17 protein-coding genes are annotated in these 13,234 nt (G+C 67.8%); 3 read left to right on the forward strand and 14 right to left on the reverse strand.

Annotated features, from left to right (window positions below):
- Nucleotides 1-94: 94 nt before the first annotated feature.
- The 3 genes from HCN08_RS13795 to HCN08_RS13805 all read right to left on the reverse strand — a co-directional run bounded on the left by HCN08_RS13795 (nucleotide 95) and on the right by HCN08_RS13805 (nucleotide 3,003).
- Complete coding sequence (locus tag HCN08_RS13795; protein ID WP_167983334.1) at nucleotides 95-1,276, reverse strand: site-specific integrase; 1,182 nt, start codon at nucleotides 1,274-1,276, stop codon at nucleotides 95-97.
- 74 nt (nucleotides 1,277-1,350) lie between these two features.
- Nucleotides 1,351-1,575 carry a helix-turn-helix domain-containing protein gene (locus tag HCN08_RS35300; RefSeq protein ID WP_167983335.1) on the reverse strand — a complete coding sequence of 75 codons (225 nt, stop codon included), beginning with the start codon at nucleotides 1,573-1,575 and terminating at the stop codon, nucleotides 1,351-1,353.
- 150 nt (nucleotides 1,576-1,725) lie between these two features.
- Nucleotides 1,726-3,003 (reverse strand): DUF3631 domain-containing protein, encoded by a 1,278-nt coding sequence (locus tag HCN08_RS13805; protein WP_206318770.1) that lies wholly within the window; start codon nucleotides 3,001-3,003, stop codon nucleotides 1,726-1,728.
- Nucleotides 3,004-3,026: 23 nt separating this feature from the next.
- On the opposite strand from HCN08_RS13805, the gene HCN08_RS13810 reads away from it, so the two are divergent.
- Nucleotides 3,027-3,194, forward strand: a complete 168-nt coding sequence (locus HCN08_RS13810; RefSeq protein ID WP_167983297.1) for a hypothetical protein — start codon at nucleotides 3,027-3,029, stop codon at nucleotides 3,192-3,194.
- A 128-nt stretch (nucleotides 3,195-3,322) separates the two neighbouring features.
- Here the strand turns inward: HCN08_RS13810 and HCN08_RS13815 are convergent, their stop codons facing one another.
- The 9 genes from HCN08_RS13815 to HCN08_RS13850 form a co-directional block, all read right to left on the reverse strand.
- Nucleotides 3,323-4,228 (reverse strand): bifunctional DNA primase/polymerase, encoded by a 906-nt coding sequence (locus tag HCN08_RS13815; protein WP_167983337.1) that lies wholly within the window; start codon nucleotides 4,226-4,228, stop codon nucleotides 3,323-3,325.
- An 87-nt stretch (nucleotides 4,229-4,315) separates the two neighbouring features.
- Entirely contained in the window at nucleotides 4,316-4,636 is a 321-nt protein-coding gene (locus HCN08_RS35305) for an RRQRL motif-containing zinc-binding protein (protein ID WP_322974431.1), read from the reverse strand.
- 166 nt (nucleotides 4,637-4,802) lie between these two features.
- A complete protein-coding gene (locus HCN08_RS13820; protein WP_167983338.1) occupies nucleotides 4,803-6,998 on the reverse strand; it encodes a cell division protein FtsK in 2,196 nt (731 codons plus the stop codon).
- Between the two features lie 84 nt (nucleotides 6,999-7,082).
- Nucleotides 7,083-7,259 carry a DUF6257 family protein gene (locus HCN08_RS13825; protein ID WP_167983339.1) on the reverse strand — a complete coding sequence of 59 codons (177 nt, stop codon included), beginning with the start codon at nucleotides 7,257-7,259 and terminating at the stop codon, nucleotides 7,083-7,085.
- A gap of 60 nt (nucleotides 7,260-7,319) precedes the next feature.
- Nucleotides 7,320-7,706, reverse strand: coding sequence for a DUF6251 family protein (locus tag HCN08_RS13830; protein ID WP_240970076.1), 387 nt, complete (start codon nucleotides 7,704-7,706; stop codon nucleotides 7,320-7,322).
- A gap of 20 nt (nucleotides 7,707-7,726) precedes the next feature.
- Complete coding sequence (locus HCN08_RS13835; RefSeq protein WP_167983340.1) at nucleotides 7,727-8,587, reverse strand: DUF2637 domain-containing protein; 861 nt, start codon at nucleotides 8,585-8,587, stop codon at nucleotides 7,727-7,729.
- Nucleotides 8,587-8,823, reverse strand: a complete 237-nt coding sequence (locus HCN08_RS13840; RefSeq protein WP_167983341.1) for a hypothetical protein — start codon at nucleotides 8,821-8,823, stop codon at nucleotides 8,587-8,589. Before HCN08_RS13840 ends, HCN08_RS13835 begins: the two co-directional genes overlap by 1 nt.
- Before the next feature lie 2 nt (nucleotides 8,824-8,825).
- Nucleotides 8,826-9,110, reverse strand: coding sequence for a DUF6303 family protein (locus HCN08_RS13845; protein ID WP_322974432.1), 285 nt, complete (start codon nucleotides 9,108-9,110; stop codon nucleotides 8,826-8,828).
- Entirely contained in the window at nucleotides 9,107-9,406 is a 300-nt protein-coding gene (locus tag HCN08_RS13850; RefSeq protein ID WP_167983342.1) for a hypothetical protein, read from the reverse strand. Before HCN08_RS13850 ends, HCN08_RS13845 begins: the two co-directional genes overlap by 4 nt.
- Before the next feature lie 407 nt (nucleotides 9,407-9,813).
- Between HCN08_RS13850 and HCN08_RS13855 the strand changes: the two genes are divergently transcribed.
- Nucleotides 9,814-10,566 (forward strand): GntR family transcriptional regulator, encoded by a 753-nt coding sequence (locus tag HCN08_RS13855; protein WP_167983343.1) that lies wholly within the window; start codon nucleotides 9,814-9,816, stop codon nucleotides 10,564-10,566.
- Complete coding sequence (locus HCN08_RS13860) at nucleotides 10,563-11,069, forward strand: GNAT family N-acetyltransferase (RefSeq protein ID WP_167983344.1); 507 nt, start codon at nucleotides 10,563-10,565, stop codon at nucleotides 11,067-11,069. The genes HCN08_RS13855 and HCN08_RS13860 overlap by 4 nt, the downstream gene beginning before the upstream one ends.
- A gap of 8 nt (nucleotides 11,070-11,077) precedes the next feature.
- Here HCN08_RS13860 and HCN08_RS13865 read toward each other — a convergent pair whose 3' ends face one another.
- On the reverse strand, nucleotides 11,078-11,935 hold the full coding sequence (locus tag HCN08_RS13865; RefSeq protein ID WP_167983345.1) for a DNA-processing protein DprA: 858 nt from the start codon (nucleotides 11,933-11,935) through the stop codon (nucleotides 11,078-11,080).
- 7 nt (nucleotides 11,936-11,942) lie between these two features.
- Entirely contained in the window at nucleotides 11,943-12,764 is an 822-nt protein-coding gene (locus HCN08_RS13870) for a phosphoribosyltransferase (protein WP_167983346.1), read from the reverse strand.
- Nucleotides 12,765-13,234: the final 470 nt, after the last annotated feature.

The following is a 13,234-nucleotide window of genomic DNA, read 5'->3' on the forward strand; positions in this document are numbered from 1 at the left end:
AGCAGGTGGGCCGGTCACATACGGATCTCCGTATGTGACCGGCCCACCTTTTTTGTGCGCAGGGGAGCCAGAAGGGGAGCCACCGACCGCCAGATCAGCCGGGCTCGCCGTCCTCCTCTCCCCCGCCCACGGCGAAGATCTCGTCCATGGCGCCGGCGCCCTCGGTGATCACCGGCCGGAGCTGCTTCCGGTAGACGGCCTCTGTGGTGGCCGTGCTGCTGTGACCTACGACACGGGCGATCACCTCCAGCGGGATGCCGTGGTCCGAGAGCAGGGACACGAAGCTGTGCCGGAGCTCCCGTGGGGTCCAGTCGCGGGTCAGCCCGGCCTTGACCACGATGGCCTTGAAGTCGCGGCGGACGTGGGAGGCGTCGAGCGCGTTCGCCGTCCTGGTGGCGAAGACCAGGCCCGACGTGGACCACTCCAGCCTTGCCCACGCCCGTTCCTGCTTCTGCCAGGTTCGGTGCTGCTCCAGTACCTTCACCACCTGCTGCGGCAATGCCAGCGTGCGACGGCTCTTCCGGGTCTTGGTGTCCCCGTGCCGGCGCACCGACCGCCAGACCTCGACGTGCGGCACCGTGCCTTCCGGTGGCGAGAGGTGGACGTGGTCCCAGGTGAGCGGCCGGGCTTCCTCCGTGCGAATGCCGATGAGCAGGGACAGGACGACGTAGGCGTACAGCCTGGTCCCCTGTGCCGCGGCAAGCACGGCTTTCGCCTGGTCCAGCGTCAGGGCCTTGCTCGGTCGGCCCGGCCGTCCCTCCGGCACGGTGACCAGGTCGGCGACGTTGCGCAGCACCTTGTCCCTGCGCTGCGCGTGGGTGATGGACCGGCGAAGCACCGAGTAGACCTCTCGCAGGGAGCGTGTCGCGAGCGCGTCGGCCCGGTCGTCCAACCAGTCGTCCACGTCGTCCGCCGTGAGGTCCTTGAGCTTGGCCTTGCCCAGGAAAGGGATGACGTGGTTGTCGGCGAGGCTCCGGCACTTGTCGACCGTCTTCTCGTCCCGCCCTTTGAGGCCGCGGCCGATCCAGTCGTTCACGGCGTCGGCCACCGTGTAGTTGGCGGGCGTCTTGACGCCCGTCTCCACTTCCTTCTTGAGCTCACGGAGCTTGGCGCGTACTTCGGTTTTCGTCTTCCCTCGGACCTTCACGCGCCGGCGCTTGCCGGATGGGGTGAAGCCGAGGGAGGCCGCGCCTACGTACCTGTTCTTGGATGCGTCCCAGTAGATCGAGTCAGCGCCGTTTCCCGCTTTGCGGGAGCTTTTGGGTTCGGTTGTCATGCAGCGTCGGGCCTTTCGACGGAAGGGCCGCGCTATGTGCGAGCGCGGCCCTTCGTCTGCGAAGTCGGTTGTGGTCAGGCGGCGGCGGTGGCTTCGGCCTTGAGCAGGTCGATGTACTCCTCGATGTACTCGGTCGGGATCAGGCGGCGACGGCCCACGCGGACCGTCCGCAGCCGCCCCAATCGGATCTCCTCGTAAGCGGTGGAACGGCCCACGCCGATGAGTTCGGCAGCCGCTTCCACGCAGTGCAGACGCCGCGCAACGGTGGTCGGAGCAGCGTCGGTGACGGCGGTGGTCACTGGTTCTCCTTCGCGCTGGTGTCGGTGGTTCGGGAGAGGGGAGGCGGCCCCTCCCCCCTCCAAGTCCGCTACAGCCGCTACCGCTGCTACGCCGCAGGTCAGGGCAACCTTTCGGCGTAGCGGCGGGATGGGCTGTAGCGGACGGATGCGCTACAGCGGCAGCGTGGGCGTAGCGGAACCGGCGTTCGTAGCGGCGTCGTAGCGGCTACCGGCCGCCACGTCCGCTACGTCGTCGCCGCTGGTCAACGCTCCGGGAAGGGCTTCCGTGGCGGATGTAGCGGACTTCCGAGCCGGGGGGCAGTAACGGGCCCATGCGTCGGCGAGATCCGCGGCGTAGTAGCCCTTGGACACTCCCTCGCCGACGCGCATGTTGCGGGCTTTGATGGGCTGGTTGTCGGCGTTGACGTACTCCCCCAGCCGCTTGGCCAACTGCCGGGAGTCCAGCGGCTTGCCGCCCATGTCGGCCCATGGCGCTTCGTCCAGGGTGTTGAGGGCGGCGAGGATCTGCGCGGTGGGCATCCGGTCGGCCCCGCAGAACACGGTGTCGCGCAGGTCGGTGAGCAGCCGGATTCCCAGCGACGCCTTGTCGCCGGCAGCCGCCGCGGCGACCAGTGCGGCGCATGCCTCCCGGGCTCGCTGCGGCCAGTCACCGCCGGCGGCGTCGGCGACGGCGAGCAGGGGTTCCCACACGTCCGCCGGTCGGTCGGTGACCCCTTCCGGCATCTCCGGGAAGGCACCCGTGACGCGGTCGCGTACGGAATCCGCCCACTTCGCGAGGCGGTCGCGCAGCGCGTGTCCCTCCGGTTCGTGGATACGGCTCCGGAAGGGTTCCACGTGCTCGTTGGGGGCCCGGCGCCGCATCCGGATGATGACCGACCGGTGCAGGATCGTGTCGGGCAGCCAACCGAGTCCCGCGACGGCCACAGCGGCGTAGACCGGGAATTCCTGTACGGTCTGCTGCCCGCCGTCGCCCACGCACCGGTACGACACCCCGATACGGCGGTGACCGGCGTTGATCAGGCCGCGCAGTTCCTCGTTGTCCCCGGCCTTCGGCCCGAAGACGGTGTCGATCTCGTCGAAGAGGATCGTGGGACGACCGGTCTCCATGCCGGATACCGCCCGGAAGAGCGCGGCCGGCGAGGCGTTCACGGCGGCCATGGGGTTGGGGACCAGCGTCCCGCAGATCTCCAGCCCGCGCGTCTTTCCCGAACCCGGTTCAGGGCTGAGGAACGCGAGCCGCGGCGTCGAGTCGAAGCAGTCGAGCAGGTGCGTGTGGGCGTTCCACAGGACCACGGCGACGTACGCCGCTTCCGTGGGGAAGGCGTTGAATCGGCGGTGGAATGCCTCCACCTCGTCGAGCAGGGAGGCGCCGTTCTCGGTGGTCACGCTGCCTGCCTCCTTTCGCGTGCGGTGGTGCGGAGCGGGCATGTGGTGCGGTGATCGTTGTGTGCGTGGACCAGGGCGAGCACTTCGGCGCGGCCGACCGCTTCGACGTGTCGGCCGCATTCGCAGTGCGATTCGCCGCGGGGAATGGCGCGCCAGTCCGGCGGAGCCACGACATGAAGCCACGCGACCGGCCGGCGTCCGTCGCTCTGGTGCTGGTCAGGACGAAGAGCTGAAATGACGCCCTGACGGGCGGCACCTTTCGGCGCGCTACTCGCCGCGTCGGGAACCGCCGGTTCGGCGGTCTTGGCCTGGCCGGGGGTGGGCGCAGGGCTTTTCAGGCGGCGGGGCGGGGTCGGCGGTTTCACGCTGCCTCCCGCGGCCGGGCGGTGCGAATGGACCAGTTGAGCGCGGAACGGATAGTGGCCCGGCACTCGCCCGCCGGGAGTCCGGCAGACTCCCCCGCCGCCTGAAAAGCCTCTTCCACGGCGCCGCGGTCGAGGTCTCCCCACGCCACGAACCGGCCCACAGCCCGTACGGCACGCAGCAACTCGGCGTTCCGCCCGCCCTCGGTGGCTCCGGCGACCGCTGCGGATTCCCGGTCGAGCGCCACCGCAGCAACGCGCGTGGCGTTACGGACCGGCGAGGCGCGGAACGGGCCCGCAACGGGCCCCTGAGGGGCCGTCACGGCGCTTTGGAGCCATTCGGGTAGGTTTGCAACGGGCGCATCGTCCAGAACCGCATACGGGCCCTCACCGGTCACGCTCCCGGGAGCGACCACCTGCCCGCCCCAAGCCCTGGTGTCGATCTTCGGGGCGAGCGTGCCCTTGCTGCTGCCCAGCCGGACCCCGGCGGGCGCGGTGAAGTACAGGTGCCGCCCACCACTGGGAGTCCGGATCGTACGTGTGGTGGGAACGGCCTGCCCGGCGCGCTCGCAGAGCGCCAGGAAGGACGCCACGCCGTCAGGCGTGCCCTTCTTGTCCTTCGGCTTGAGCGTGTCGAGATCGACCACCAGCAGCCCGGCCGGACCCGTCGCGATACCGACGTTGTACGGCCCGGCAGCCCAGCACCGCCGGATGCGCTCCGGATCGATGGTGGCGCGCTGCTCGAACTTCCGGTGCCCTTCGGCGCAGTCGCCGGTACGGGGACAGGCGTCTTCTCCGTGCAGCGCCGGGTATTTGCGGCCGGGCCGCAGCGGGATGACCGGCCAGCCCCTTGCGGCGGCGGCCAACGCTGCGGACAGCAGCGCAGAGGGGTTGGGATGAGCCATGCTTGGGTTTCTCCTGTCCTTCGGGATAGGGAGGACCGTGGGCGGCGGGCTGTCCTTGGCCGGGAGACCGCCGCTCACGGGTGTGCGTCAGGTGTCTGCGCTGTCAGCGCAGAGCAGGCAGGTGCCGAGTGACCGGGGGATGACGTAGCCCCTATCGGTCCGGCAGGCCGGGCAGGTGCGGCGGGCGCGCATCATCGCGGCGTGGGCCCGCCACAGGCCCGGGGTCATGGGGCGGACGGGCCGGGCCCGCCGAGCGTCGTAGAGCAGAGCGAAGCGCCGGCCGCGGCGCCACCGGATCTCGGCGACCGGATCGGCCCCGCCCGGCCGGAGTCCGGCGGCACGGAGTTGGCGGCGAGTCATGAGCCCGGCGGGCGCGAGACGGTACGGGTAGACAGGTATGGCGGCCACGGTCTCTCCTTCCGGGAAGGTGGCCGTAGCGGGTGTGGCAAGAGGTGGCCCGTACCCCCTCTACAGGCCACTACCTCGCAGGTCAGACCCCCTCTACCGGGGGCCCTACCGGGGTAGCGCGCCCCCGCTACTCGGCGGGTGCCGGTAGCGGGGGCGCGGAGCCAGCTCAGGTAGTGGGGGAGGTAGCGGGGGTGGGCTCTACCGGGCCCGTCGACCGCGCGGCGAGCAGGAGTTCCGGCGGCACGGCCGCTTCGAGGTCCGCCCGCCGGTACCCGGCGCGGTTGACGTTGCCGATCTTGACTTGCTTGCCGGTCCGCTCGACGCCTGCGGCCTCCAGCTCACGGGCGAGCCGTTCGGCGTCCCAGTCGCCGTACCGGTCGGTGTCGAGGTTGTCGAGCCGGGCGAGCAGGTCGACGGTGTGCATACGGTCGGCGTGCCGCATCACGTCGAGGCAATCGGACAGGACGGGCGGGATGGTCACCCCGGCCTGGTCCGCGGCGGCGGATACGTCGCCGGCGGCGTCCCCGGTGAGCTGCCCGGCGGCCTGCCGCAGGGCCCGGCCGCGCTGGCACATCTCGGTGAAGCCGGCGCCGTCGAGGTAGTCGGCTCGCACGGTCACGAACGACGCGGGCCCGGTGACCAGGACGCCCGTGCCCTTGTGCTCCTCGGACAGGACCGACGCGTCCGCGCCCTGTGCCGCCTTGCCCTTGCCCAGCACCATGTCGGAGCTTGTCCGGTCGACCACCTGCGTGCAGTACCGCAGGGTGATGATCTCCCGGAGCTTCGGCGGCACCGACTCGGCGTCGGGGCGCTGGGACGCGAAGTTGCAGATGAACCCGGCGGCCGGACCGCGCCGCGCGATGCGGCACAGGTCGTCGACCACCTGCTCTCGGTCCTCCCGCTCCATCGCGGTGAAGTACTCCTGCAACTCGTCGATCGTCACGAAGATGACCGGCAGGTTGTACTTCTGCACGATGGTCGGGGTCAGCTTGCCTTCCGGGCAGATGGACACCGGCAGCCCGCGCAGCAGCGCGAACCGCCGCTCCATCTCGGCGAGCAGTTCCTTGAGCATGGCCTTGAGCGCTTCGACGGCGTCGTCCTCGGCACCCATGACGAGTCGGTGCGCGACGTGCCGCATCGGCATCCAGTCGGCACCGCCCTTGCCGTCCGCGACGTAGTGCCGCACGTACGGGTCGAGCAGCCCGGCAGCCGTCATCAGGCGCTGCGTGAAGGTCTTGCCACGACGCGGCAGGCCGCCGAAGAACAGCGACTGCCACATGACCGGCACCGAGACGCGGTTGCCACGGGCGTCCTGCCCGAACGGGATCGGATCCCACACGGTGAACGTCTGGGCCTTGAGCAGCGGCGACGGGTTCGGGTCACCCAGGTACGGGTCGTCGTCGGCAACCCACATGCTGACCCTGCCCGCGTGGCCGCCGCCGGCCGCTCGCACCCGGGACATGATGACCTGGATCTCGTCGACACCCAGCTCGGCGGCGAGGGCGTCGCGCTTGGCGAGCACGTCGGCGGCCGTCTTGCCGCCGCCGCGGGGCAGGTCGAACACCACAGCCCATCCCTTGCCGTCGCGGACCGGGCCCATGACGCACGAGACCTTCGGTCCCTCCTCGTCTCCCTTGCCGGCCTTGAGCAGGCCGGCCGCACGCAGCGCGTCGTTGAGCTGCTGTGCGTTCATGTCGATGCGGATCGGTGGTGTGGCCTGGTCCAGGAACGGCACTTCGCTGCCCTTGCGGCCCACGACGGCGAGGATCGCGAGCAGGATCGTCGCCGTCGCGATCAGGACCGGCGTGGTGGCCAGGGAAAGCGCCATGCCGCAACCGGTCGCCACGGCGACGGCGCTCCCGAACCGCCACCGCCGGGCCTCCGTCCGGGCGCGGTGTGCGGCCTGGTGCCGTACGGCCAGGTCCGGGTCGGCGTTCCGCGCGTCCAGGGAGGCGGCGAGAGCCTTGACCGTGCGGGTGTGGTCCGCGGCCGTCAGCACCGGCCACAGGCGGGCGGTGCAACGCCAGGCTCCGCGGCAGGCGAGCCCGGCGGTCTTCACGCCGTACTTCGGGAGCCGCACGCCGTGGTAGCGGGCGTGGTAGCCACCGAGGCGGACCAACGCGCCGGCGTTCGCTCGCAGCGCCGCCGGAGTGGCGAGCCAGGGCGGGAGTACCGGTTCGTCGGGCAGGGTCAGCCAGTCCGCAAGCGGGTTGTCCGGGCGGTCGACAGCCTCGCCGTTCGGCGTGCTGTCGCTGGGCAACACGACGCCTTCCAGCGGGGGCGCCAAGCGCGCGTCGTCCTTGGTGAGCGGGTCGGTTATCGGCCGGGGTCGGTGGTCGTCAAGGTTGATGATCTCGGTCATGCTGGGGTTTCCTGCTCTCCTCACAGGGGGCGGAGCCCGGAACGGCCGGCTGTCTTGGCGGATGACGGCCGTTCCGGGGCGGCGTTACTTGGCGGCGTCCTTCTCGGCGCGCTTGCGGGCGCCGTCGAGGATGCGGTCGAGGGTGGCCATTTGCTTGGTGGTGAGGACACCACCGCGGACCATGGCCACGGCGGTGATGCGGCCGATACGGGCCGTCTCCGCGGCCGTCAGCGGCGGGTCGTCGGGGTGCAGCCGGATCACAGCGCAGTTCCCTTCCTCGCCGCGAAGGCCACGGCACGGTTGTTGTCCATCGGTGCCCCCTCAGCGACGGCGGCCACGACGGGCCGACTGGATCGTCTTGGCGGCGTTACGGCCCTCGGGTCCGCCGATGGAGCGCACCACCGTGACGACGGCCCAACCGGAAACGGCGACGATGAACGCGACGACGGCCAGGTCGATGGCGATGGAGGTCATGGCGGCCACCAGCAGCGGGCCGAAGTAGACACCGGCCGCGACCGCTCCGGCGCCGGCGCCGGAACCCAGCGCGACGCGCTGAATGGTGCGGTCCGGCGGTGCCTGGTGGATGTGGACGATCTGCGGTTGTGCCGACTGCTGCGGCAGCAGGGGGTTGGGCTGGTAGGGCAGCAGGTCCGGGCGGTAGCAGCCGCATTCGGCCGAGTGCTGGTGGGGTGCGGGCAGGTGGGACATGGAGTGTTCTCCTGTCGTGGTCACAGGGCCGCGGCCGAGCCGTCCGCCTGCTGCTGGTCGTCTGCGGTGACCAGGGAGAGCGGACGCGCGGGGGCGGGAAGCGGGTCGAGGGACAGTCCGTGCGCGTCCAGCAGCGCGCGCAGACGCGGCACGCCGATGCCGAGCGCGGCCAAGACCTGTCGCTGTGAAAGCGGCGCGGGCGCGCCCGTGCGCAGGTCCCGCAGGTGCGCAAGCAACTCGTCATCGGTGCGCGCCGGACGCGATGTCCTGCCCGCGCCCGGGGTCTGCCGCACACGAGACGGGCCTTGGGCCGTAGCCGCAGCCGGTCGCGGCGGTGTGACGGCCTTGGCGGGCGGAGCAGTCGCGGGCTGAGCAGGGGCGGAGACCGCATCCAGCTCCGTGACGCCAACGGGGTCTGCCGTCGCTGCGGGCGGTGCGTCCGGGGCTGCCGTCTCCTTCACGGTGCGCACGTCGGGCGCGGCCAACGCGTCATGCACTTGCCGCATGAGCGCACCGAACGCGAGCAGCGCGGCGGTGGGCGGTACTGCTGCGACGACGTAGTCGAGGGTGTGCGCGTGCGCACCGACACCGGAGATGTTGAGGGCGATGCTGCCGCCGGAACCGGTGACGGTCAGACCGATGGCCCACCAGTCGGTTCGCCCGGTCAGGGACGCGCGCAGCAGCAGCAGTTCCCCGGCGACGATGAACAGGTCCAGCGTCGCGGGCCAGGCCCACGCGCGGGCGGGGGAGGTGGCCAGGCCGTATGTGGCGGCCACCGACCGCAGGTGCGCGTACGACAGCCAGAACGCGGCGGCGGTCAGGGCCACGATGACGCCCGACGCGGCGATCGTCAGTGACTCACGGATGGACTTGGGTGTCATCACTCGTCACCCCCGGGGCGGCCCCAGCCGGTCAGGCGGATGCGGGCGGGCTTGAGGCCGGCGTCGGCAAGGGAGTCCAGGGCCAGGGCGACGCCGACGACGCAAACGAGCAGGATGCGGACCGGGGCGGGCGGGGTGACTCCCAGCACCCACGCCAGACCGCCCAGCACGGCCAGCAACCGGATACGGCGGACGGCCAGCAGTAACGCGCCACGCGCTTTGAAGTCCGGGTTCACGGCTACTCGCCCCCGATCGGCTGCACGTCGAGGGCGGCAAAGAGCTCTACCGGCCCGGCGTCGACGGCGTCGGGGTCGGCGGACATCTCGGCCCACTGCCACTCTGCGCCGGGCGCGGCCCGGTATCCGAGCGCGGCCAGGGCCTCACGGCGCTGCGCGGGCGTGGGGGTCGGCGTTCCCTCGGGCCACTGGAGCTCCGAGCACTGCGAGAGCGGAACGCCGAGCAGGACAACGATCAGCAGCCAGCGGCCGTGGCGGTAGGGCATCAGGGCACGGTCGGGGCTCACGCGGCGGCCCCCTTCCGGGGGTGCCGGCGCCGCATAGGCGCGGCCGGCCGGAGGGCGGGGGCCAGGGTCAGGAGTTCCGGCATGGTGCGGCCGATCGTCTCGACGGCCAACGAGGTGGTGCGGTCGAAGAGCTCCGGGTCGTCGGCGAGGATGTCGCGAGCCGCGGCTTCACGCGCCGCCCGCTCTTCGGCCGTCTCGCCCTCCTCCCCCAGCCAGAGGTCAACGGGCGTGCCGAGGGCGAGTTCGAGGAAGTCGTTCGGGGTCAGGGCGCGGTGACGCCCCACGTAGTTCTTCACGTCTTGTCTCCAGACGGGATGGGAGGGAACGGGGCGGCGGTGCTGTCCTTGGCCGGGAGGCCCGCCGTCCCGTGACCGGGGATGGATGGAGCAGAAGCACGGCCGAAGCCGCTGAGGCCGCCTTTTCGACTCGGGGAGGCGGTGGCCCGGTATGCAGTTGTCAAAGGTCAGGAGGTACGAAGACCCGTAGGCGTGCGGTGGTGCCGCCTTCCTCGGTGTCTCCGTCCAAGTGGTGCAGGGCACAGCAAGGACGAGCCGTTGTAGCCATTGTCCGTACAATGGCTACAGTCAGGATGTTGGCAGATGGCGGCAGGCGCGTCAAGGGCATTGCCCGCATTGACTGGACAATGGCGTCAGCCTGCGGCTTTGATGGAGGGGTGGCCGTGAACAGACTCGGGCGAGACCCGATGTACCAGCAGATCGCGGACGAGATCCGCGGTCAGATCGTTGCCGGCGACCTGGAGCCAGGAGCGAAGCTGCCTACCGAAGCGGAGATGCGCAGCGCCTACGACGTATCGCGGGAGACCGTCCGGAAGGCGCTGAACCTGCTCGTCAACGAGGGGCTGGTCGTCTCTGCCAGGCCGCAGGGTCACTTCGTGCGGCGGCGTGAGCCGATGATCTTCCGGCCGCAGACGGAGTTCAGGAAGCGTCCCCACTCACCGGAGATGGACGCGTTCGCCACCGAGCACTCAGCCGAGGGGCGCGAGCCGCGGCAGGTGATCGAGGTGGCAATCGTGGAACCGCCGGCCGAGGTGGCCAAGCGCCTACAGCTCAAGGCCGGCGACTTGGTCGCCATCCGCAAGCGCGTGCGCTATCTGGACGGCGAGCCGTTCAACATCAATGACAGCTACTTCCCGCTGGACATCGTCCGTGACTCCGAGATCATGCGCCCAGAGGACATAACGCGTGGCGCCAACGAGGTCTTGGCCGAGCTCGGGTACCGCCAGGTGCGCGCCCTTGATGAGCTGTACGTGCGAATGCCGCAGCCGGAAGAGGTGAAGCGACTGGAGCTTCCCCCGGGCACGCCGGTCGGGTACCACATCACAACAGGCTTCACCGCGGAAGGCAGACCCGTCCGGGTCGCCACCACCGTGCTCCCGGGAGACCGGCACGTCATCTCGTACGAGCGTGGTCTTGAGACACCGGGCGAGGAAGCATGACCGACCTGCACATACGGCCGGCTCGCCCGGATGAACAACCCATCGTCGAAGACCTGCTGCGGGAGGCTTCTGCCTGGCTTGCCTCCCGTGGCATCGACCAATGGCAGTACCCACCCCACAGCGACCGCATCGCCTTGGCGCTGGCACGAAGCGAGGTTTTTATCGCTTCCCTAGGAGACCAGCCAGTCGGCACTCTGCAACTCGATGAGTATGCAGATCCGGAATTTTGGACTGCCTCTGATGAACCACATACAGCGTTGTATGTGCATCGCATGGCGGTCGGACGCCAATACAGCGGACTAGGAGTGGGATCCCTAATGCTTGACTGGGCATCTCGACAGGCAGCAGCTTCTAGAAAAAAATGGCTGCGTTTGGACGCCTGGAAGGACAACCAAGAGCTACATCGATACTACGAGAGAATGGGGTTTTCTCTCGTAAGGGTGATCAACCTGCCTCATCGAGGCTCAGGGGCGCTTTTTCAGAGGCAAGTGGTCGCCATCTAAGGCGACCTTCAAATTGGCAAGCTTTCCTGAATGGCCACAGCGGGCCGCTTGTCCAGGACCCTACCTAGCTCCTCGCGCGATCCGATCGGGAAACCACCTCGCTCAATCAAAATACGATTGCCAGGCGGCGTGTCTGATCCAAAGTTGAGCACCAATACTGGCCTTCCAATTTGCAAAGCTCCCTCACCTGCGGCAAGTGTCCCACCTCTTTCGCCTGCTTCTACCACCACAAGCGCTCGCCCCAATCCAAAGATGACCTTATTGCGAGCCATAGCGGCATAAGCGCGCCAGGGTTGCGCCGGGGCGAATTGGGACAATACAAGGATACGAGCAGGATCGAAAGATTGCTTGAATTCCCGCTTGATGCGGAAATGATCAAACCCCTCGGCCAGGACAACGACTGTCGAGCCTCCGCTGCGCAAGGCAGCTAGGTGAGTTGCGGTGTCAACACCTTTGGCATAACCAGAAATCACACTCATGTAGCGACTGCTCACCTCTTCGCCGCAGTCATGAGCAGCCTTAAGGCCTAGGTCACTAGCAGACCTAGACCCGCACATACCAATCCCCTCGGCGAGCAACAGGTCTGGGTTTCCCCAGTAGTACAGAACTGGCGCAACGGATCGCCCATTATTGATCAAGGTCTGCGGATAGTGTGGGTCGTCCCGCATCACGACGCCGATGCCGCCACCGACGAGTTCTTCCGTCTTCTTGAGGATCTCTTCCTGCGCTGCGTAATCGAGCTCCGCGAAGGCTTCCTTCAAACCTTCGCGGCCACTCTCCCTTAACGCCTTGTCAATTTGACTCGGACTACCATAAGCCTTCATAGCCGTCAGACTCAGACGAATAGACTCTTCGCGTGTTCCCATGTCAATCTCAGTTCCTCATCGTCTTGACAATTGACAGACCGAATATTCGATCCGCTCCCGCGCGTTTTGCGACCTTCGCCACTGCATGCATCGTTGCGCCGGAACTATAAACGTCATCCAATATTACCACATTGCCGATGATTCGCTCGTTTAAGCTGAAGGTCTTTTCCGTGATAGTCCCCTGAGATTCCTTAGCGGGAGCACGGGGCCCATCGGGCGTCTGCGTCATGATCAAGCGCTTGCCCGTGGCCTCGGCAACTGCGGATGCAAGTATCTCGCCGTGACTCCTACCATCAGCTTTATGCCCAGCCACGCTCACGATAGCCGCAGCATCTCTGTAGAGGGGGTGTTTATTGATGACCTCACTGAAACGGGTGATCAGGCGATGGCGCGCCCTATTTAGATCAACACCCGGGTAGTAGTATTTACTGCGGTAGTTGAGTTCTCCGGCTTCGGTATTCTTCCACTTCATCGGATCCACATCAGGATCGGGGATTTTATACCAATCCAGGGCTATGCAGCAGTCCAGAGGTGACCGAACGGTCAGCGAAAGAACACTCTTGAGAAGGTCAGCCAGTGTTCGATTTTCCCCGGGCATACCCCTGGGGAAATGAAGGCGATGCGACCACTCGGATTCTCTATCTTCCGGAACCCGCACGGAGCGACAAAGAGGCCCATTGGCCATAAGAAATTGCTCACTTATGGTTTCAGGACCGCATAGATCTAACCATCGGTCAGGGGTTTCGTGATTGGCGTACTTGAGGATTTCATATCTCCATAAGCGATCCGCTCTAGCGTTGAACTCATAAGCTGGAAACACCAGTCGCATGCTTACCATGCCCCCCAAGCGCAGGTCCGTTCGTAACAGTGAGGCTACCCACTGCTACGAGGTTCTGCTCCAACTTTGACGATGATCTGCTCGTCTCCGACAAACTCACGCAACCTCCAAGATCGACAACGGTTTACGAACTGGCGTTCGCATGTGCCTACAGTCCATGTTGCCCCGAGGCACTGACACCTCAACCCTTGGCGCTGAGCGAAGCGGCTACCTCGGGGAGCCACGAGGGGAGCCACACAGCACGGACTTGCTCAGCCACCTGCGGACCACTGTGGACGGATCTGCGCTCGCACACTGGCCTGTAATCAGGGTCATCAGGCGATCGCCGCTTCTTGTCGGCCGTTCGGGACGAAGAGGCCGTGGGTTCAAATCCCGCCACCCCGACTCCAAAGCAGCAGCTCAGGGCCCTGATCCTTCCGAGGATCGGGGCCCCGAGTCGTTCCAGAGGGCGTCTTGGGAGC

It is taken from the genome of Actinacidiphila epipremni (assembly GCF_012034175.1).
In the GTDB taxonomy this organism is placed as follows: domain Bacteria; phylum Actinomycetota; class Actinomycetes; order Streptomycetales; family Streptomycetaceae; genus Actinacidiphila; species Actinacidiphila epipremni.